General features: G+C 63.9%; 18 protein-coding genes. 8 read left to right on the top strand and 10 right to left on the bottom strand.

What is annotated here, in order from left to right; translation table 11 throughout:
• Positions 1-89: 89 nt before the first annotated feature.
• The 9 genes from HMPREF3120_RS08290 to HMPREF3120_RS08250 are packed head-to-tail and all read right to left on the bottom strand — an operon-like array spanning position 90 to position 7,808.
• Positions 90-647: a hypothetical protein gene (locus HMPREF3120_RS08290; protein ID WP_070452181.1), complete on the bottom strand. Its 558-nt coding sequence runs from the start codon at positions 645-647 to the stop codon at positions 90-92.
• Positions 631-1,197, bottom strand: a complete 567-nt coding sequence (locus tag HMPREF3120_RS08285) for a nucleosidase (protein WP_070452178.1) — start codon at positions 1,195-1,197, stop codon at positions 631-633. The genes HMPREF3120_RS08290 and HMPREF3120_RS08285 overlap by 17 nt, the downstream gene beginning before the upstream one ends.
• 6 nt (positions 1,198-1,203) lie before the next feature.
• On the bottom strand, positions 1,204-2,136 hold the full coding sequence (locus tag HMPREF3120_RS08280; protein ID WP_070452175.1) for a sulfite exporter TauE/SafE family protein: 933 nt from the start codon (positions 2,134-2,136) through the stop codon (positions 1,204-1,206).
• Between the two features lies 1 nt (position 2,137).
• On the bottom strand, positions 2,138-2,770 hold the full coding sequence (locus HMPREF3120_RS08275) for a sirohydrochlorin chelatase (protein WP_070452172.1): 633 nt from the start codon (positions 2,768-2,770) through the stop codon (positions 2,138-2,140).
• 5 nt (positions 2,771-2,775) lie between these two features.
• The gene (locus HMPREF3120_RS08270) at positions 2,776-4,110 is read right to left on the bottom strand and encodes a sulfate adenylyltransferase subunit 1 (protein WP_070452169.1); all 1,335 of its coding nucleotides are present in this window, start codon (positions 4,108-4,110) and stop codon (positions 2,776-2,778) included.
• On the bottom strand, positions 4,110-5,030 hold the full coding sequence (cysD, locus tag HMPREF3120_RS08265; protein WP_070452166.1) for a sulfate adenylyltransferase subunit CysD: 921 nt from the start codon (positions 5,028-5,030) through the stop codon (positions 4,110-4,112). Before cysD ends, HMPREF3120_RS08270 begins: the two co-directional genes overlap by 1 nt.
• Before the next feature lie 38 nt (positions 5,031-5,068).
• On the bottom strand, positions 5,069-5,845 hold the full coding sequence (locus HMPREF3120_RS08260; RefSeq protein ID WP_070452163.1) for a phosphoadenylyl-sulfate reductase: 777 nt from the start codon (positions 5,843-5,845) through the stop codon (positions 5,069-5,071).
• The gene (locus HMPREF3120_RS08255) at positions 5,842-6,099 is read right to left on the bottom strand and encodes a hypothetical protein (RefSeq protein ID WP_070452160.1); all 258 of its coding nucleotides are present in this window, start codon (positions 6,097-6,099) and stop codon (positions 5,842-5,844) included. Before HMPREF3120_RS08255 ends, HMPREF3120_RS08260 begins: the two co-directional genes overlap by 4 nt.
• Entirely contained in the window at positions 6,096-7,808 is a 1,713-nt protein-coding gene (locus HMPREF3120_RS08250) for a nitrite/sulfite reductase (RefSeq protein WP_070452188.1), read from the bottom strand. Before HMPREF3120_RS08250 ends, HMPREF3120_RS08255 begins: the two co-directional genes overlap by 4 nt.
• A gap of 228 nt (positions 7,809-8,036) precedes the next feature.
• Between HMPREF3120_RS08250 and HMPREF3120_RS08245 the strand changes: the two genes are divergently transcribed.
• The gene (locus HMPREF3120_RS08245) at positions 8,037-9,407 is read left to right on the top strand and encodes an FAD-dependent oxidoreductase (protein WP_070452156.1); all 1,371 of its coding nucleotides are present in this window, start codon (positions 8,037-8,039) and stop codon (positions 9,405-9,407) included.
• A gap of 239 nt (positions 9,408-9,646) precedes the next feature.
• Here the strand turns inward: HMPREF3120_RS08245 and HMPREF3120_RS08240 are convergent, their stop codons facing one another.
• Positions 9,647-10,741, bottom strand: coding sequence for a Fic family protein (locus tag HMPREF3120_RS08240; protein ID WP_246815451.1), 1,095 nt, complete (start codon positions 10,739-10,741; stop codon positions 9,647-9,649).
• 242 nt (positions 10,742-10,983) lie between these two features.
• Here HMPREF3120_RS08240 and HMPREF3120_RS08235 point away from each other — a divergent pair, with 242 nt between their 5' ends.
• From HMPREF3120_RS08235 to HMPREF3120_RS08205, 7 genes are all read left to right on the top strand, one after another.
• Positions 10,984-12,690, top strand: a complete 1,707-nt coding sequence (locus tag HMPREF3120_RS08235; RefSeq protein ID WP_070452150.1) for an ABC transporter ATP-binding protein — start codon at positions 10,984-10,986, stop codon at positions 12,688-12,690.
• The gene (locus HMPREF3120_RS08230; RefSeq protein WP_070452147.1) at positions 12,687-14,654 is read left to right on the top strand and encodes an ABC transporter ATP-binding protein; all 1,968 of its coding nucleotides are present in this window, start codon (positions 12,687-12,689) and stop codon (positions 14,652-14,654) included. The genes HMPREF3120_RS08235 and HMPREF3120_RS08230 overlap by 4 nt, the downstream gene beginning before the upstream one ends.
• A gap of 71 nt (positions 14,655-14,725) precedes the next feature.
• Positions 14,726-15,985: a Na/Pi symporter gene (locus HMPREF3120_RS08225; protein WP_070452185.1), complete on the top strand. Its 1,260-nt coding sequence runs from the start codon at positions 14,726-14,728 to the stop codon at positions 15,983-15,985.
• Positions 15,986-15,996: 11 nt separating this feature from the next.
• Complete coding sequence (locus HMPREF3120_RS08220) at positions 15,997-16,359, top strand: hypothetical protein (protein ID WP_070452144.1); 363 nt, start codon at positions 15,997-15,999, stop codon at positions 16,357-16,359.
• Positions 16,352-17,302 carry a substrate-binding domain-containing protein gene (locus HMPREF3120_RS08215; protein WP_070452141.1) on the top strand — a complete coding sequence of 317 codons (951 nt, stop codon included), beginning with the start codon at positions 16,352-16,354 and terminating at the stop codon, positions 17,300-17,302. The genes HMPREF3120_RS08220 and HMPREF3120_RS08215 overlap by 8 nt, the downstream gene beginning before the upstream one ends.
• A 10-nt stretch (positions 17,303-17,312) precedes the next feature.
• Positions 17,313-17,942 carry a DUF1707 SHOCT-like domain-containing protein gene (locus HMPREF3120_RS08210; protein ID WP_070452138.1) on the top strand — a complete coding sequence of 210 codons (630 nt, stop codon included), beginning with the start codon at positions 17,313-17,315 and terminating at the stop codon, positions 17,940-17,942.
• Positions 17,943-17,964: 22 nt separating this feature from the next.
• Entirely contained in the window at positions 17,965-19,206 is a 1,242-nt protein-coding gene (locus HMPREF3120_RS08205) for a pyridoxal phosphate-dependent aminotransferase (RefSeq protein WP_070452135.1), read from the top strand.
• Positions 19,207-19,678: the final 472 nt, after the last annotated feature.

Here is a 19,678-nt window from a genome sequence, read left to right as displayed (position 1 = left end):
GGACTCCTTGTCCAAAAACTCTATGGACATAACATTGATCGTCTAGTCCGGCAGAAGGTCTAGCTAGACGATCCGCCTGCCACGACCGATCATTCAACGCCGAGGGCCACTTTGACTAGGTGGGCAGCGAAAGCGGGCAAGGCAACACCCTCGGACCGGGCGTGCGATTCGAGCTCCTGCGCATCTTCCGGCAGTCCCAACTTCGCGGCCCCCTGCAGTGCCTTCTTGTCGAAGACCGGCGCCAACTCCGGCCACACCCCCTGCGCCTCGCGGGCGAACATGGTTGCGCAGGCGGGGCCGACGCCGTCGAACACCTCCAGTGACGACGGGGCGCCGGGGCGGAGGTTGCGCAGGTCGCCGGAGTAGTCGTCGCAAAGCAGGTGCGCCATGGCGTGGAGGCGGGTGGCGGTGGATTCGTCGTAACGCGCGTAGCCGGCGGCGCCGAAGATGCGGATCAATTGCGAGCGCGGCGCTTCAACCAGTGCAGATGGTGAGGTCAGGCCGGCGTCGAACAGTCCGCGTGCGGCGTCGACGGCGACGGTGGCGCGTATGGGCTTCGCTTGCAGCATGCACAGGACGAGGAGCTGGAAGAGGGACGTGGGGTCGTCGTCAAGCGAAATGCCCGCGTCTTCAGCGAAGGTGCTCACGCAGGGCTTCTTCGAGTTCCACGCGGGCGCGCTCGAGGGCTGCTTCCCAAACAGCGGAGGCGCCTTCGTCGGCGGAGTCCGAAACCTGCTTGAGCAGGGTCAGCGGGACGCCAAAGGTGGAGCAGACGGCAGCAAGCGCGTAGCCCTCCATGTCGACGAGTTGGCATTCCTTGGCGAGCTCGTCGCGAAGATCAGAGCGGTTCACAAACGCATCACCGGTGGCCAGCTTCGCCTTCGGCAGGTCGGTGAGGGGTTCGAAGTTGAACCAGCGTGGGTAGACAAAGTCGGTGATGTCGGAGGTGCCGCCGACTTTGAAGTCGTGCTTGACGGCGTCGGAAATTTCGTAGACGCCGGGGGCGAGGTCCACAAGCGCGCCTGCGGTGCCAACGTTGATGACGCGTGACGGCAGCGGGCCTTCGGAGAGGCGGCGGGTCAGGGCGATCGCGGCGGGCAGGGTGCCGATGCCGGTGATGAGTACTTCGTGGTCGCCCCCGGACATGATGTCGGCGGCTTCTTCTTTCATGGCTGCAACGATGAGCAAATCAGACATAGTTGCTTATCGTATGCGGGCAGGCTGCGGCTCCACCACTGTTGCGCCTTCGCGCTCGGATGCGGCGCGGGAGTTGGCGCGGGCGCGTTGGATGCCTCGCCAGGAGAGGGCGGCTCCGATTGCAACGATAAGCAAGCGGACGACCCAGAGTCCGCTGGTCATGCCGGCATACGACAAGACGACGGGCAGGTTCAGCAACACGACCAGGGTGCCGACGACGCCGCCGAGCGCGATGGGGTTCATACGGCTGACCATCCAGGCTCCGATGGGTGCGGCGATGACACCACCGATGAGCAAGGCCAGCACGCCCGCGAGATTTGCGACGAGGTCACGCCACATCCCAACCGCGAACCCGAGTGTTGCGGCGAGGGTGACCAGGAATTCGGCGGTGTTGACGGTGCCGACGATGCGTCGCGGCTCGGCACGGCCTGCGGTAAGCAGCGTGGAGGTGGTGACGGGTCCCCAACCTCCGCCACCGGTGGCGTCGATGAATCCGCCGAAGAGCCCGAGGCCCGCGAGGAAACCGCGCGAGTGAGGCTTCGTGGCGAGCGTGCGTTGGGTGAGGCCCCGGGCGAAGCGCAGCATGAGGTTCAGGCCGATCAGTGCGAGGATCAGCGACATCACCGGGCGCGCTGCGTCGGTGGACAGCCGCACGAGCACGGTTGCGCCGATAAACGCCCCGATGGCGCCGGGGATGCCGATCGCGCAGGCGGTGCGCCAATCCACGTTGCCGAAGCGCGTGTGAGCTACGCCGGAGGCGAGTGTGGTGCCCAGCTCCGCGGTGTGGACAACGGCGGAGGCGGCGGCCGGGGTGATACCGGCGAGCGCGATGAGCATGGTGGAAGAGGTGGCGCCAAAGCCCATGCCGAGGCCGCCGTCGACAAGTTGTGCGGCAAGACCTGCGACTGCGATGAGCAGCAATGTTTCAAGTTTGTACATGTCAGGCGTCTTTCTCGGCGGCGCGGTATCGGTTGGCGACGATCCGCGCGAGGTCTGTGGTCAGCGGCCCAGATGCCGGCAGGTGGTCTGGGATCCGGTCGAGCAGGGTTCCGTGGGTGACAAACAGTGGGAGCACATGCGTATCTGTGAAATGCCGCTGACCACGCGTCGCCGACACCACCGCCGTTTCCACCCCGGCACGCATGGCCACTTCGGCGGCGAGGCGGTCGTAGTTGGCGGCTTGTTCAGGGTTGGAGGTGCCGACTGGGAAGAGGGTTGCGTGGGTGGCGGTGGGGTCGTCGATACGCAAGCGGCGCGCGAGGACATCCGCGATGTCGCCGCCGGTGCCGAGCGGCTCGGCGAGCACGAGGTCGCAGTGCTGGCGGGCTTCGGCGAGGTGGCGCGGCACGTCGACCTTGGCGTGGAATGCGCGGGTGAACAGCAGCGGAACCACAATCGCGCGCGACGAGGATAAGGAGGCGGCTGCCTCGGCGAGGGTGGGTGTGTCGAACTCCAGGTGGGCGTCGGCCCACTCCACGCCGAGTTGCGCGGCCGCGGCTTGGGTGAGCGCGCGGATGCCTTCCTTGGCGCGGGGGTGCCGCGAGCCGTGGGAAAGGGTGATCAGCGCGGTCATGGTTGTTACCGCAGGCGCTTTCCGACGAGCCCAGCCGCCAGCGTGTTGCCAGTTGACTGGTCGACGAGCAGGAAGTTACCCACCGCACCGCGGGCTGCGTACTGCTCGACGGGCAGTTCGTCGGCGGTATGGATGGTCACGTGCGCGATGTCGTTGAGCGCAACCGCCTCGGGTGCGGTGTTGTCGCCGTCGGCCCCGTCGATGTCCAGGACGCGATCCACGCTGGCCACGCGGGCGCGGACGAACGCGGTGCCGATGCGGAGCTTCACGGCCTGGCCTGCGCGCAGGTCCTTCTCGTTGAGGCCGACGACGGTGGCATCGAACTCGCGCACATCCTCGGGGCGTGAGCCGGAGGCCAGCAGGTCGCCGCGGGTGAGGTCGATGTCGTCGGCAAGCCGCAGCGCAACGGAGTCGCCGGCATGGGCGGTGTCCACGGGGCCGTCGGCGGTGTCGATGCCGGCAACGGTGGTGGTGCGGCCGTAGGGGGCGAGGATCTCGTCGCCAACCGTGATCGATCCGGCGTTGACGCGGCCCGCGTAGGCACGGTAGTCGGAGGCGTGTTCACGCAGCACGACCTGGATGTTGAAACGGAAGTCCAGGTCATCGGCGCGGCCGCGCTGCACGGGGATGCTCTCCAGCAGTTCGAGCACGGTCGGGCCGGTGTACCAGGGCGTCGCGTCGCTGCGCTCCGCGACGTTATCGCCGCGCAGCGCGGAAATCGGCACGACGTGCGGCTCCTCGATGCCGAGTTCGCCGGCCTTGGCGTCGAATTCGGCCTTGATCTCGTCGAAACGCTGCTGCGAATAATCAACGAGGTCGATCTTGTTCACCGCCAGGATCACGGTGCGTACGCCGAGCAGTTTGGCCACGGTGAGGTGGCGGATGGTTTGTTCGACGACGCCGTTGCGGGCGTCGACAAGCAGCACCACCACTTGCGACGTGGACATGCCAGTGACGGTGTTGCGTGTGTACTGCACGTGGCCAGGGGTATCGGCGAGGATGAACGTGCGCTTGTCGGTGGCGAAGTAGCGGTAGGCCACGTCGATAGTGATGCCCTGCTCACGCTCAGCGCGCAGGCCGTCGACCAGCAACGACAGGTCCAGGCCCTCAAAGCCGCGGTCGGCGGAGGTCTGCTCGACGGAGGCGAGCTGGTCGGCGAGCACCGACTTGGTGTCATGCAGCAGGCGGCCGACGAAGGTGGATTTGCCGTCGTCGACGGAGCCGGCGGTGCACAGGCGCAGCGTCTCGCGGGCGGACAGCGCGGCGGTGGCAGTTTCGGCAGCGCCGGTTTCAGGGGCGTTTTCGGAGGTAGTAGTGGGGGCGATGGTTGGGGCGGTCATCAGAAGTAGCCTTCCTTCTTGCGGTCTTCCATGGCGGATTCGCTCAGGCGGTCGTCGGCACGAGTTGCGCCGCGTTCGGTCAGAGTGGAGTTGGCGATCTCGACGAGGACCTCGTCGATCGTTTCTGCGTCGGAGTCGACGGCGCCGGTGCAGGACATGTCGCCGACGGTGCGGTAGCGCACCCGGCGCGTGTGAAGCTGTTCGCCGTCGCGGGGGCCTCCCCATTCGCCGGGGGTGAGCCACATGCCGTCGCGGCCGAACACTTCGCGGTCGTGGGCGTAGTAGATGGATGGCAGTTCAATGCCGCGCGCACCGATGTATTCCCACACGTCGGCTTCGGTCCAGTTGGAGATTGGGAACACGCGAACGTTTTCGCCGGGCAGGGTTGCGCCGTTGTAGAGGTCCCACAGTTCGGGGCGTTGGCGGCGCGGGTCCCAGCCGCCGAAGGAGTCGCGCACAGAGAAGACGCGTTCTTTGGCGCGGGCACGCTCTTCGTCGCGACGCGCCCCGCCCAGCACGGCGTTGTATCCGACTTCGGCGATGGTTTCCACCAGCGGCACGGTCTGCAGCGGATTACGGGTGCCGTCGGGGCGTTCCTGCAGGTCACCGCGATCGATCCAATCCTGCACATGCGCGACTCGCAGACGGAGCCCATGCTTATCGACGACACCATCCCGGAACTCAATCACCTCCGGGAAGTTATGCCCCGTATCCACGTGCAGCAGCTCAATCGGCGGCTTAGCCGGGTAGAACGCGCGGCGCGCCAGCTCCAGCACCACGCAGGAATCCTTCCCGCCGGAAAACAGCAGGCCAATCTTGTCGAACTGCCCCGCCACCTCACGGATGATGTGGATCGACTCGTTTTCTAAATCTTTCAAGTGCGGCGACAGTTGCGTTGCCGTTGCCGTTGCTTGCGTCATTGTGTTGCTCCTTGTTGTCCGGTTGTTGCGCTTCTCGGCTATTCGTGCAGGCCGCACTCTGTCTTGGTGGCAAACGCCCAGCGCCCGGCGCGTGGGTCGTCCCCTTCCGCCACGGGCAGGGTGCAGGTGGCACAGCCGATGGAGGGGTAGCCCTGTCGGGTCAGCGGGTGGATGATCAGGTCGTTGTCGCGCTCGAATGCGGCGGTGTCTTCCAGGGACCAGGTGACCAGCGGGGAGATCTTCAACCGGCCGGTCGCATCGAGGCTGAGCGCGGGCGCGTCGGCACGGGTGGGCCCGTCGGCGCGGCGCAGCCCGGTGATCCAGCCGGCGTACGGGCTCATATGCACCGCCAGCGGCTCGACCTTGCGCATGCGGCAGCACGCACCCGGGGCGCGCAGGTACAGGTTCGGCCCATACGTCTCGTCCTGCTGCGCGCGGGTCAGTTGCGCCTTCGCCCGCACCAAGCGGTGCGAGGGGTAGCGCGCCTCCACCTGGTCGGCCACCTCCAGGGTTTCCGGGAAGTGGTACTCGGTGTCCAGGAACAGAAAGTCCGCGCCGGGAAGGTGGCGCTCGGCCAGTTCGGCGAGCACCGTGTTTTCCATAGACAGGGTCACGACGAGTGGGCCCGGCGCGTACTCGTTCGCCCACTGAAGAATCTCGGAGGCGGGGGCGTTGTGGAGTTTGGCGGCCCAGTCGTCGACAAGCAATGCGTTTTGCTGCGCCACCTCTTCGGACAACGGCGATGTCGTTGTCGGGCCGTCGGGGCTGATATCGGGATCGCGGAAGTTGCTGGGCTGGTTGAGCAGGTTGATCATTGGTTGCCTTTCAATGCGCCGGTGTGGCCGTGGCGTGCGAGCGAGGCCTGCAGCGCTTCTTCCGTGGATGGCGCCTTCGACGGCGCGCCTTGCGGGTCGTCCTGGCCGTGGAACTTCACCTCGAAGATGCGGAGGCATTCGCAGCACTTCCACGCGAATTCGGTCTGTTCGTTCGGCCACAGGTCCTCGCCGCCGCAGTACGGGCAGAAAGTGGGAAAGTTGCGGTTCGGGTTTGGTTCGCGGCGAAAGCTCATCGCAGATCCTCCTCATCGGCGCGCGCGACCCAGTCACGGAATGTCTCAGCGCCCTCACGCTTATCGACGAAGCGCTGCACCACCCGGGCCACATACTCCGTCAACTCACTGGACAACACCTTGTGACCACGCAGTTTCCGGCCAAAGTTCGCGCCCTCGCCGATCGTGCCGCCAAGGTGCACCTGGAAGCCCTCGACCTTCTCGCCGTGGCCGTTGTCCACCATCTGGCCCTTCAAACCGATGTCGGAGACCTGGTGGCGGGCGCAGGCGTTCGGGCAACCGTTGAGCGAAATGGTGATCGGCGAGTCCAGGTCCCCGAAGCGCTCCTCCAGCTCGTCGGCCAGCTCGATGGCGCGGGACTTGGTGGTCACGTGCGCCAACTTGCAGTACTCCAGACCGGTGCAGCTGAGCAGGCCGCGGCGGAACTCAGACGGCTTGGAGTACAGGCCCATCTCCTCCAGATCCGCCTGCAGGTTTGCTGCGGTGTCCGGCGCAACCCCGAGCAGCAGGACCTCCTTGAACGGGGTGAACCGCAGATCCGTCACGCCGTACTTCTCCGCCAGGTCAGCCAGGGCGATGAGCTGCTCGCCCGACATGTGGCCCAACGTTGGCTTCACGCCGATGTAGACGTTGCCGTCTTTCTGCTCATGCACGCCGATGTGGTCACGATCCACCAGATTGTTCGGGGCGTGCGGGCCGTCCGGGAGCCTGTACCCCAAGTAGTCCTCCTCGAGGATCTGGCGGAACTTCTCCACACCCCACTCCGCGACCAGGAACTTCAGACGTGCACGGTTGCGCAGGCGACGGTAACCGTAATCGCGGAAGATGCGCACCACGTTCGACCACACGTCCGGGACCTGCTCGAGGGTGACAAAGGCGCCGAGGGATTGTGCCAGCATCGGGTTCGTCGACAAGCCTCCGCCCACGTAGCACTCGAAGCCGGGGCCGAGTTCAGGGTGCTCGACGCCGATGAATGCGAGATCGTTGATCTCGTGGACCACGTCCTGGCGTGCGTTGCCGGAGATCGCGGACTTGAACTTGCGCGGCAGGTTTTGGAACTCCTCTGCGGTAACGATCTCCTGGATCTGCCGAATCGCGGGCGTGGCGTCGATGATCTCATCCTTGGCAATGCCGGCCACCGGCGAGCCCAAGATCACGCGCGGCACATCCCCGCAGGCATCCCAGGTGTTCAGGCCGTTCGCCTCCAGCTTCTCCCAGATCGCCGGGACGTCCTCGATGCGCACCCAGTGGAACTGGATGTTCTGCCGATCCGTCAGGTCCACCGTGGAGCGGGCGTAATCGCAGGACAACTCCCCGACGGCGCGGGCCTGCGCGGTGGAGCAAATGCCGCCGTCGAAACGGATGCGCATCATGAAGTACTTGTCTTCCAGGACCGTGTTGTCCTCACCGGTGAACTCACCGCCCAGGTTCTGTTTGCGCTGGGTGTACAGGCCAAGCCACTTGAAGCGCGGGTACAGATCCTCGCGGTCAATCGAGTCGAAGCCGCCCTTGGAATAGGTATCGATCACACGCTGCTTCACGTCGAGGACCGGGGACGCCTGCTTGATTTCTTCATCGTGGTTGAGCGGCGCGGTGCCGTCGATAAGCCATTGCCCCTGCGGCTTCTTTGCGCGCGGTTTCGCGGTTTTCGTTGGTGCGGTCACGGGCCCTCCAAAAAGTAGACCGGTCGGTTCGGCGATGCTGTTCATTTCGGTGTTGATGGGCAAGCATGCCGTACCGGCCTGTCTAGCACAACCAAAACGCCGAAACTGCCGGTTAAGCGCGTGAATGTAATGCATTGAATGTTTGTTTACGAGCCCGCTTTAAGCACCTCTAAGGACACGAATGTAAATCGCCAAAACTTTAAGACCGCTCTGTCTATGCGCTATAGTAACGGCCAACGAGAAAATCCCCCTTTTGCGAAAGGACCATCACCCATGAGCTTGCGCGTCGCCGTAGTCGGCGCCGGCCCCGCCGGCATTTACGCCTCTGACCTGCTCATCCGCAACGAAGAGCACGATATTCACGTCGACCTTTTCGAGCAGATGCCAGCCCCGTTCGGCCTCATCCGCTACGGTGTTGCGCCCGACCACCCACGCATCAAGGGCATTGTGAAATCCCTGCACAACGTGCTGGACAAAGACAACCTGCGCCTTATCGCCAACGTGACCGTCGGCCGCGACATCACCATCGACGAGCTGCGCGACTACTACGACGCCGTCGTCCTCTCCACCGGCGCTGTACGCGACCGCGAGCTGCTCATCCCGGGCGGCGACAAGTCCATCGGTGCCGGCGAGTTTGTCGGTTTCTACGACGGCAACCCGCGCTTCGAGCGCGATTGGAACCTCGAGGCCAAGGAAGTCGCCGTCATCGGCGTGGGCAACGTGGCCCTGGATATCTCCCGCGTGCTGGCCAAGACCGCCGACGAGCTCGCCGTCACCGAGATCCCGGACAACGTCTACGAGTCCCTGAAGAAGAACCAGGCCGAGACCGTCCACATGTTCGGCCGCCGCGGCCCCGCCCAGGCGAAGTTCACCCCGAAGGAACTGCGCGAACTCGACGAGTCCGACACCATCCAGGTGCTCGTCGACCCGGAGGACATCGACTACGACCAACTCTCCGAAGAAGTCCGTCGCGCCGACAAGTCCATCGACCTCAACTGCCAGGTGCTTGAGCAGTACGCCATGCGCGAGCCGGACGACTCACCGCACAAGATCTACATCCACTTCTTCGAGGAACCGGTTGAGGTGCTTACCGACGACGCCGGCAACATCACCGGCCTACGCACCGAGCGCCAGGAACTCGACGGCGAGGGCGGCATCCGCGGCACCGGCAAGTTCACCGACTGGCCGGTCCAGCAGGTCTACCACGCCGTTGGCTACCGCTCCGAGCCGGTCGAGGGCGTCCCGTTCGACCTTGAGCGCCATGTCATCCCGAACGACGGCGGCCGCGTCCTCGTCACCGCCGAAGAGGGTGCCGCACCGGAGGAGAAGCTCTACGTCACCGGCTGGATCAAGCGCGGCCCGGTCGGCCTGATCGGCAACACCAAGTCGGACGCGAAGGAAACCACCGACATGCTCATCGCCGACGCCGACGCCGGCAAGCTCGCCACCCCGGCCCACACCGGCAAGGACGAGATCCTCGACCTGCTTCGCGAGCGCGGCATCGACTACGCCACCTGGGCCGGCTGGTACAAGCTCGACGAGGCCGAGCGCGCCCTCGGCGCCGCCGACGCGACCTTCCCGCGTGAGCGCAAGAAGATCGTCGAGTGGGAAGACATGCTGGGTCACTCCCGCGCCGGCGAGTAACGCCGGCGCCCCGGCGCTCCGGCGCCCCCGTGGCGTGCGCCAGAAGCGCGCCTCGTCATGTACACCGAATCGACACGTCCACGCGACGTGTCGATTTTTCGTTGCACAATCGACATGACGCACCCCGCGCACCGTAGCGGCCCCCACAGCCCAAAAGGCGATATCGTCTTTTGCACCAATCACCGAGCCGCGACCTGGGGTTTTACAACGGCGCACCCTGTAAAAGACGATATCGGGGGTTAGCGTCGGGTCAGCACCTCGAGCGCTGCTGTGTTCAGAAACACCTTCGACCGCCCCGCCTTCTGTTCTTCGAGGATGCCGGCCTCGACAAGCTGCGACAGCCACATCGATGCTGTCTGCCGCTTCGCCAGTCCCGCATCGATCACGTCCGTGATGCGGACATACGGCTGAACGAACAGCAGCTCCGCCAGTTCGGCTGCTGGCGAGATGCCGGCTTCGCGGACACGGGCGGTGGTGGTGTCCTGGAGGGTGCAGAGGTCGTCGATAAGCAAGCTTGTGCTCCGGGCCGACTCGGTCACCGCGTTGACCATGAACAGGATCCACTGCTCCCACCCACCGTCTGCGGTGACCGCGCGCAGCAGCCGGTAATACTCCGCTTTCCTATCGACGATCGTCCCTGACAGATACAGCACCGGCAGTGACAACACCTTCTCTTGCAGCAACAACAAGATGTTGAGGATGCGGCCGGTGCGGCCGTTGCCGTCGTAAAACGGGTGGATAGCTTCGAACTGATAATGCGTCACCGCCATCAACACCAGCGGATCCAACCCGTGGTCCGAGTAGATGTAGCGTTCCCACGCCGAAAGGTGGCGTTGCAGCACGTCGAGGCCTTCGGGTGGGGTGTATGCGCGCGTGCCCGTGACCGGGTCGCCGATGTAGGTACCCGGTGTTGAGCGGAGCGTGGCCTGCCCACCCTGCAGGGTCGAGCACACCTCAACCGCAACCTTCTCCGACACCGGCCTATCCGCGATCAGGTCCACGCCGCGCCGCAGAGCATCGCGGTAGCGCAGCGCTTCCTTGGTTGCCGGCGTAGGCTCCGGATCGATGCTCCACTGAGCCCGGAACAGCTCATCGTTCGTGGTCACAATGTTTTCGATCTCTGTCGATGCCTGCGCCTCACGCAACGGGATCGTGGAGGTGATGATCTCCGGGTTCGGGATCAACCGGCATGCGGTGTTGAGGGCGGCCAGTTCGCTGCGGGCGTCGATAACAGCCTTGAGCACCTTTGCGGTCTCAAGCGTGTGCTGTGGTGGCAGCGGCGGCAGATCGTTGTACGGCTTCGCAGGGTCGAACGCCGCTGTGTTTCCGGTCATGTCGAAAGAATAAACACGTCCGCGCGACGTGTCGATTTTTTGTTGCAAAATCGACATGACGCACCCCGCGGACCGCTGCTACAACCACAGCCCAAAAGGCGATATCGTCTTTTGCACCAATCACCGAGCCGCGACCTGGGGTTTTGCAGTGGCCCACCCTGCAAAAGGCGATATCGTCTTTTAGGCAGCAGCACGCCAGAAACGTCTACACTTGCCCGGTTACCTACAGAAAGGGCACCCACGTGGATCTCATCCGCTTAACCACGCGGTTTGGAAAACGCTACGCGCCGACGATTGCGCTGGTGATCGTGCTCCAGCTGGTCACGACCCTGGCCACGCTGTACTTGCCGGATTTGAACGCGGACATCATCAATAACGGTGTCGCGCAGGCTGACGTGCCGTATATCTGGCGGGTTGGCCGCACGATGCTGGTGGTGGCGCTGGTGCAGGTCGTGGCGGCGATCGGGGCGACGTGGTTCGCATCCAAGGCCGCGATGAAAACGGGCCGCGATGTCCGCGCGGCGGTGTACGAGCGCGTGACGGGCTTTGACCACGAGGACATGTCGCACTTCGGCACCGCCACCTTGGTCACGCGCGGGACGAACGACGTGCAGCAGGTGCAGATGACGTTCCTGCTGTTCATGAACTTTATGGTGGCGGCGCCGATCATGGCTATCGGCGGCATCATTATGGCGTTGCGCCAGGATGCGGGTATGTCGTGGCTGGTGGTCACGGCGGTGTTGGTGCTCACCGTGGTTGTCGGTATCACTGCGGCCCTGTTGATGCCGATGTTCCGCAAGATGCAGTCGAAGCTGGACAACATCAACGGTCTGCTGCGCGAACAGATCGCCGGCATCCGTGTGGTGCGTGCGTTCGGCCGCGAGGAGTTCGAGGCGCAGCGTTTCACGGAGGCCAACGAGGACATCTCCAAGCTGAGCCTGAACATCGGGCGGGTGTTTGTGACGATGTTCCCGGCGATCATGTTGATCCTGAACCTGGCCACGGCGGCTGTGTTGTGGTTTGGCGGGCATCGTGTCGACGACGGCCTGGTCGAAGTCGGCTCCCTTACCGCGTTTATGCAGTACCTCATGCAGATCCTCATGGCGGTGATGATGGGCGTGTTCATGCTGATGATGCTGCCGCGCGCGATCGTGTGCGCCACCCGCATCGAGGAGGTGCTTGGGCATGAGGTGAAGGCGCCGGCGACGGTGGGGTCGTCGATAAGCAATGGCGTCGTGCGCTTCGAGGATGTCTCGTACACCTACCCCGGCGCGGAAAAGCCCGTGCTGGAGGAGGTTTCGTTTGAGGCGCGTCCGGGCACGACCACGGCGATCATCGGCGCGACCGGCAGCGGCAAAACCACGCTGGTGGGCCTGCTGCCGCGGCTGTATTCGCCCACGTCAGGGCATGTGCTTATCGACGACACCCCGGTGACCACCATCCCCCGCCCCGATCTCGTGCGGGCGGTGGCGATGGTGCCGCAGAAACCGTGGCTGTTCTCGGGAACCGTGGCGTCGAACCTGCGCATGGGCAACCCTGAGGCGACCGATGAGGAGCTGTGGGCGGCACTGCGGACTGCGCAGGCGTCGTTTGTGGAGGATCTGGACATGCCGATCTCCCAGGGTGGCACGAACGTTTCCGGTGGTCAGCGCCAGCGTCTGTGCATTGCGCGGATGCTGGTGGCGGACCCGAAGGTGTATGTATTCGACGACTCGTTTAGCGCGCTGGATGCCACCACCGAGGCAAACCTGAACGCCGCGATGCGCGAGACGGTTCAGGAGCGGACGGTGATTGTGGTGGCGCAGAAGGTGGCGTCGATACGCAATGCGGATCAGATCTTGGTCATGGAGGCCGGGCGCATCGTCGCCCGCGGCACGCATGAAGAACTGCTGGCGCAGTCCGAGACCTACCGTCAGATCGAACGTAGCCAGGCGGAGGTGGACGCATGAGTGAGCAGATGACCGAGTTGTCTGACGAGCAACTCGCCGAATACGAAGCGAAAATGGCCGGCGACGACTACTCCGGCAAGGCGCCGCGCAAGGCGAAGAACTTCTGGCCGTCCGCGAAACGCCTCCTTGGGCTGCTCGCCCCCTACAAGGCGGCGCTGACGGCGGTGTTTGTCATGAACGCCCTGTCCGTCGTGCTTGCCGTTTACGCCCCGCGTGTGATGGGCCGCGCCATGGACGTGATCTTCTCCGGCGTGGTATCCAAGCAACTCCCGCCCGGCACCACCAAGGAGCAGGCCGTCGAGGCGATGCGCGCGGCCGGGCAGGACCGGTTCGCAGACATGGCCGGCGCGATGGAACTGACCCCGGGCAGCGGCATCGACTTTGACCGCCTGCGCGACCTGATCGTGCTGGTCCTGGCGCTGTATTTGGCTTCTGCGGTGCTGATGTGGGCCCAGGGCGCGATCCTGAACAAACTGTCCATCCGTGCGGTGTTCAGCCTGCGCGAACGGGTTGAGGCGAAGATCAACCGTCTGCCACTGTCCTACTTTGATACCCGTCAGCGTGGCGACGTCATGTCGCGCACCACCAACGACGTAGACAACGTCCAGCAAGCCCTACAGCAGTCGTTGTCCTCGCTGTTCAACGCGATCCTCACCGTCGTTGGCATCCTGGTCATGATGTTCGCCATCTCCTGGCAGTTGGCACTCGTCGCCCTGCTTGCCATTCCGCTGACCGGCCTGGCCATGGCGGTGGTAGGCACGCGAAGCCAGAAGCAGTTCACCACCCAGTGGAAGGCCACCGGCGACGTCAACGGGCATGTCGAGGAGTCCTTCTCCGGCCATGACGTGGCGGTCATCTTCGGCCGTACCGACCAGCTGCGCGCCCAGTTCGACGAACGCAACGAGGAACTCGCGGGTGCTGCCCAGAAGGCGCAGTTCCTGGCCAACTCGATGCACCCGATCATGCAGTTCGTCTCCTACCTGTCGTACGTGGCCATCGCGGTGCTCGGTGGTGTGAAGGTCGCCTCCGGTCGCCTCACGCTTGGCGACGCCACCGCGTTCATCCAGTACTCCCGCCAGTTCAACCAGCCGCTCGGCGAAATCGCCGGCATGATGCAGATGCTGCAATCCGGCGTTGCGTCCGCCGAGCGTGTCTTCGAGCTACTCGACGCAGAGGAGGAACCCGAAGACCAGGCCCCGGACCGCAAGGGCAAGCGCGTCGAAGGCCTGGTGGAGTTCGACGACGTCTCCTTTGGTTACGGGACGGATCGCAGCGACGCTCCCCCGCTCATCGAACACCTGAACCTACGCGTCGAACCCGGCCAGACCGCCGCGATCGTCGGCCCCACCGGCGCTGGCAAAACCACGCTGGTGAACCTGATCATGCGGTTCTACGACGTCGACGCGGGTGCGATCACCATCGACGGCACCGACATCCGCGACATGCCACGCGCCGCGCTGCGCAGCCAGATCGGCATGGTGCTGCAAGACGCCGTGCTGTTCAAGGGCACGATCATGGAAAACATCCGCTACGGCCGCCTCGACGCCACCGACGAGGAAGTCATCGAAGCTGCGAAGGCCACCTACGTGGACCGTTTCGTGCGCGCGCTGCCCGAGGGGTACGACACCATCGTCGACCAAGACGGCGGGTCTATCTCCGCAGGTGAGCGCCAGCTGATCACCATCGCGCGCGCGTTCCTCTCCCAGCCTGCACTGCTGATTCTCGACGAAGCCACCTCCTCCGTGGACACCCGCACCGAGGTCCTGGTCCAGCAGGCGATGAACGCGCTGCGCTCCAACCGCACCTCGTTCGTCATCGCACACCGCTTGTCGACGATCCGCGGCGCCGACACCATTCTCGTCATGGAACACGGAACGATTGTGGAGCAGGGCAGTCACGCTGAGCTCGTCGCAAAGCAAGGCGCGTATTGGAAACTGCACCAATCCCAGTTCGGAGAAGACTAGAAAGTTCTCCCAGCGTTCACCCAGACGTCACCTGGATTGAACCCCGCCCGTATACGGTCACTCGGGTGATCATGAACAGCAACGCAACGGGCGGGGGCACCGCGCTTAAGGAAGCAGCACCGGAAAACCCGGAGAACACCGCCACCCGGAAGGATGACGCTCCCAAGGATCCACTGGGCTTTTTGCCTCTCGACGGCGCCGCCAAGCAGGCCGCGAACTGGATCGCCGTAGCGCTCGGTGTTTGGCTGCTGCTCAACGGCGTGGGCATGATCGGCGACGGCTTCAAAATGGTTGCCGGCGACCAGGCCAAGGAACTGTTCTCGTTTGCCGAGAACCCGTTCGTCGGCCTTGCCATTGGTGTGGTGGCCACGGCGATTATTCAGTCGTCGTCGACCACCACCTCGATTGTGGTCGGCATGATCGCCGGTGGCCTACCGCTGAGCATTGCGGTGCCGATGCTCTTCGGAGCCAACATGGGTACCTCGGTGACCTCCACCCTGGTCGCGCTCGGCCTGGCGGGTAACAAGACCCAGTTCAAAAACGGTTTCTCCATGGCGACCGTGCACGACTTCTTCAACCTCATCGCCATCTTGATCTTCTTCCCGCTGGAGATCTTCACCGGCTTCTTGTCGCGCACCGCGTCGGCGATCGCGCCGTCGCTGAGCGGCCAGGGCGAAGGTGTTGTCGCCGGTGCCTTCGAGGCCATCGGCGACGGGCTGGATACCATCACCGAACCGCTCGTTGCCCTGGCTGGCAGTCTTGTTTCCCCGCTTGGCGACATGTGGGGCGGCATCGTCCTGTCCATCGTCGGCATCGCACTGATTCTGTGGTCCATCCAGTTCATCGGCAACCTGCTCAACGCCCTGCTGGTGGGCAAGGCCCAAGAGATCCTCTACGCCGCGCTGGGCAAAAACTCGTTTGTCGGCCTGCTCTCCGGCGCCGTGATCACCACCCTGGTGCAGTCCTCCTCCACCACCACCGCGCTGACGGTGCCGCTGGCGGCCTCCGGCAAGTTCGAGGTCCGCACGCTGTTCCCGTTCGTGGTCGGCGCGAACATCGGCACCACCGTCACCGGCCTGATCGCCGCGTTCGCTGTCTCCGGCGCGGACGCCGAAGCCGCCATGGCAGGCGCGCTGGTGCACACCCTGTTCAATGTGTGCGCCGCCATCATGATCCTTGGCATCCCGTTCATGAGCAAACTGCCGCCGGCCGGTTCTGACTGGCTCGCCGGCCTCGCCGTAAAGAACAAGCTCTACGTCTTCCTCTGGATCGGCGGAGTGTTCTTCGCTATCCCGATCCTCGCCGTTTTCATCTCCAACGCGCTCACCTAAGGAGCAGCACCATGACCGACGCGAACCAGACACCAGACCTGTCGCCAATGGCACAGGAACTCATCCAGAACGAAGCCCCCGACAACGCCCTTGTGGCGCTGCTCAACGAGCTCGAGGAAACCGCCGCAGAACTTCGCGACGAACTCGCCGCCCGCCACGCCACCAACCAAACACTGCTTAGCGACGACACCGACGCCGACACCGACCACCACGCGCGCTACAAGAAGGTCAATCCGAACGTCACTCCGGAGCAGGAAGAAGAGTTGGAAAACTTCCCCGAGTACTGGGCCAACGCGAAGGGCTCCTGGTCGAGCTTGTTCAAACTGCTTCGCGAGTTCCGCGTCGAGATGCGAAAGGGCCACAACGATGCGTAAAACCCTCACCGCCGCGCTCGCGGCCGCGACGGCGCTGACGCTGGGCGCCTGCTCCGATTCCGGCTCGGGTTCCGGTTCCGGCGAGGCGTTCACCATCACGGGCTCGTCGACAGTCGAGCCCATCACCCGCTACATGCTCAACCGCTACAACTTCGACGCCGAGCTTGAGGCGGTCGGTTCGACCGACGGCTTTGACAAGTTCTGCGCCGGTGACGCCGACATCAACGACGCCTCCGTCGCCATTCCCGGCAGCGAATCCTCCATCGACTACCAGGCACAATGCGCCGAGGCCGGCGTGGACTTCTTCGAGTTGCCGATAGGTCTGGACGCCATCACCATCGTTAAACACGCCGACAACGACTGGGCCACCGACCTGACCGTCGAGCAACTCCACGACATTTGGTCGAAGGAATCCACCGTCACCACCTGGTCCGACATCGACCCATCTTGGCCGAACGAGAAAATCAACCTCTACGGGCGCCCCACCGGCTCCGGCACCCTCGGCGTGTTCGAGGACATGGTGCTTGGCAACGACACCATCCGCGACGACTACCAATCCAGCGACGACATCCAAGAACTGTCCACGTGGGTCTCCGAAGACGTCAACGGCCTGAGCTTCATGGGCATCGGCAACTACCTAGCCACCGAGGGCACGGTGCGCAACAAGATCGACAACGTACTCGTCGACGGCATCGCCCCCACCGCCGACGAAGCCAAGAGCGGCAACTACCCCCTGTCGCGCCCGCTGTTCATCTACGTCAACGCGGAATCGGCGAAGAAGGACAACGTCGGCGAGTTTGTCACCCCCTACCTCGACAACGCCGAAGCAGTCATGCCGCGCGTGTACTTCTACCAGCTGCCCGAGGAGGTCTACGACGCCACAAAGCAGCGCTTCGCCGACGGCACCACAGGTATCGACGAACAGTGGCACGCATTGAACTAACATCACGTCCATGAGCACCCCTTACGGCAACTTCCGCATCGGCGACCAAGAGCGCATGGACGCCATGGACATCCTCGGCCGCGCGCTCGGCGAAGGCCGGCTGGACATGGGGGAATTCGACAACCGATGCCAAGCCGTCGCCGAAGCCCAAACGCAACAGGATCTGCAGCCGATCTTGGGGGATTTGCCGACGGGCCGGGGCGGTGGGGTCGTCGATAAGCAAATGCCCGACGATGCGATCCTGTACAGCCAAGCCGAAATCATGCAAGCACGACGCTCCGGACGCAGGACTCGCGCCGGCGTATTTTGGCTGGGCACCATCGGCACCATCGGCCTGGTGAGCATCTTCGGAGCCGCGGGATCAACTGCGCTGTCCGGCCTGTCGCTACTGATCATCCCCACCCTGTTCATCCTGCTCTACGTAATGAAGGTTGGGCCCGACTCCTGGTACACCCCCAGCCTGCGCCAACTCGAACAACAGCGCCGCCAAGAAATCAAACGCCGACAACTCGAAATCGAAGCCGCCCAGGTCCACCAGCAGGCCCTCATGCGCGCACAACGCAAAGACCAAATCAACCAAATGACCAACGACGCGCTCAACATCGCGCAAGACACCGTCAATCGCTTCCGCCGGAAGTAGACCCGGCCTACAGTGGTAACCCATGAGCGAGCCACTGAAACCGCACCGCCATTTCGACCAGGCGGAAAAACTCAAGAACGTCTTCTACGACATCCGCGGCCCCGTCACCGCCACCGCTGAAAAAATGGAACGTGACGGGCACACCATCCTGAAACTCAACACCGGCAACCCCGCCGTCTTCGGTTTCGAGGCGCCCGACGTGATCATGCGCGACATGATCGCCAACCTGCCCACCTCCCAGGGCTACACCACCTCCAAAGGCATCACCTCCGCCCGCCGCGCAGTGGTCACCCGCTACGAAATGATCGAAGACTTCCCGCACTTCGACATCGACGACGTCTACCTCGGCAACGGCGTGTCCGAACTGATCAGCATGGTCACCCAAGCCCTGCTCAACGACGGCGACGAAATCCTCATCCCCGCCCCCGACTACCCGCTGTGGACCGCCGCCTCCACGCTCGCCGGCGGCAACGTCGTCCACTACCGTTGCGACGAAGAGGACAACTGGAACCCATCCCTGGAAGACATTCGCTCGAAGATCACCGACCGCACCAAGGCGATCGTGGTCATCAACCCCAACAACCCCACCGGCGCCGTCTACTCCCGCGAGATCCTAGAAGGCATCGCCGACATCGCCCGCGAGCACGAGCTCATGGTCCTTGCCGACGAAATCTACGACCGCGTACTTTACGACGACGCCAAGCACATCTCCATGGCCGAAGTCGCCCCCGACCTCCTCTGCATCACCTTCAACGGCCTGTCCAAGGCGTACCGCGTCTGCGGGTACCGCGCCGGATGGATGGTCGTAACCGGCCCGCGCCGCCGCGCCAAGGGATTCATCGAAGGGCTTGATCTATTGTCGGGTACCCGTCTGTGCGCCAACGTGCCCGGCCAACACGCCATCCAGGTCGCGTTGGGAGGCCGCCAGTCCATCTACGAACTCACCGGCGCCGGCGGCCGCCTACGCAAACAGCGCGACATCGCTGTCCGCAAACTGCGCGAAATCCCCGGCATCTCCGTCGTCGAACCCAAGGGTGCGTTGTACTGCTTCCCCAAAATCGACGCCGAAATGTACAACATCCACGACGACGAACGCTTCATGCTCGACCTCCTCAAATCCGAGAAGATCCTCATGGTCCAAGGCACCGGCTTCAACTACCCCACCCCCGACCACTTCCGCGTGGTCACCCTGCCGTGGGCGTCCCAGTTGGAAAACGCCATCGAGCGACTGGGCAACTTCCTGGCGGGCTACCACCAGCACTAGGGGTTGTTGGCGGTTGGCGGTTGGCGGTTGGCGGTTGGCGGTTGGGCGCCGCTTTCCGAAAATAGTTCCCGGCCGGGGAACTATTTGGGGGCTTCGACCCTTTCTCGCCGGCATTCCCCCAGGTCGGCACGCCGTTGAGACAAAATAGTTCCCGGTTTCGCGCTGATGCCGGGAACTATTTTGCACGCCCGCCGGCTACGGGTGTTAAGGCGCGTTCCCTGACACATTCCACAAAATCTGTCAGGGCCAATTTCTGACCAGGCGCGATGCCGGTCGCTGACACATTCCGCCGCAATCTGTCAGCCGCGAGGGGTTGTGAGTGGCCGACACCTACCCCGACTTACAGCAGCACAAACCCCTTGACCCCAAACGGACGCTGCCATAGTATCGACGAGGAATTGTCCCCGAAGGAAGGAGTAGGCCGTGCTCATGTTCCGTGTTTGCCGTTTCCGTGTAGTTGGTAGGGGCAATC

It is taken from the genome of Corynebacterium sp. HMSC11D10, from assembly GCF_001806995.1.
GTDB lineage: Bacteria > Actinomycetota > Actinomycetes > Mycobacteriales > Mycobacteriaceae > Corynebacterium > Corynebacterium coyleae.
Note: the sequence above shows the minus strand (reverse complement) of the source record. Positions and strands in the feature narration are given on the sequence as shown.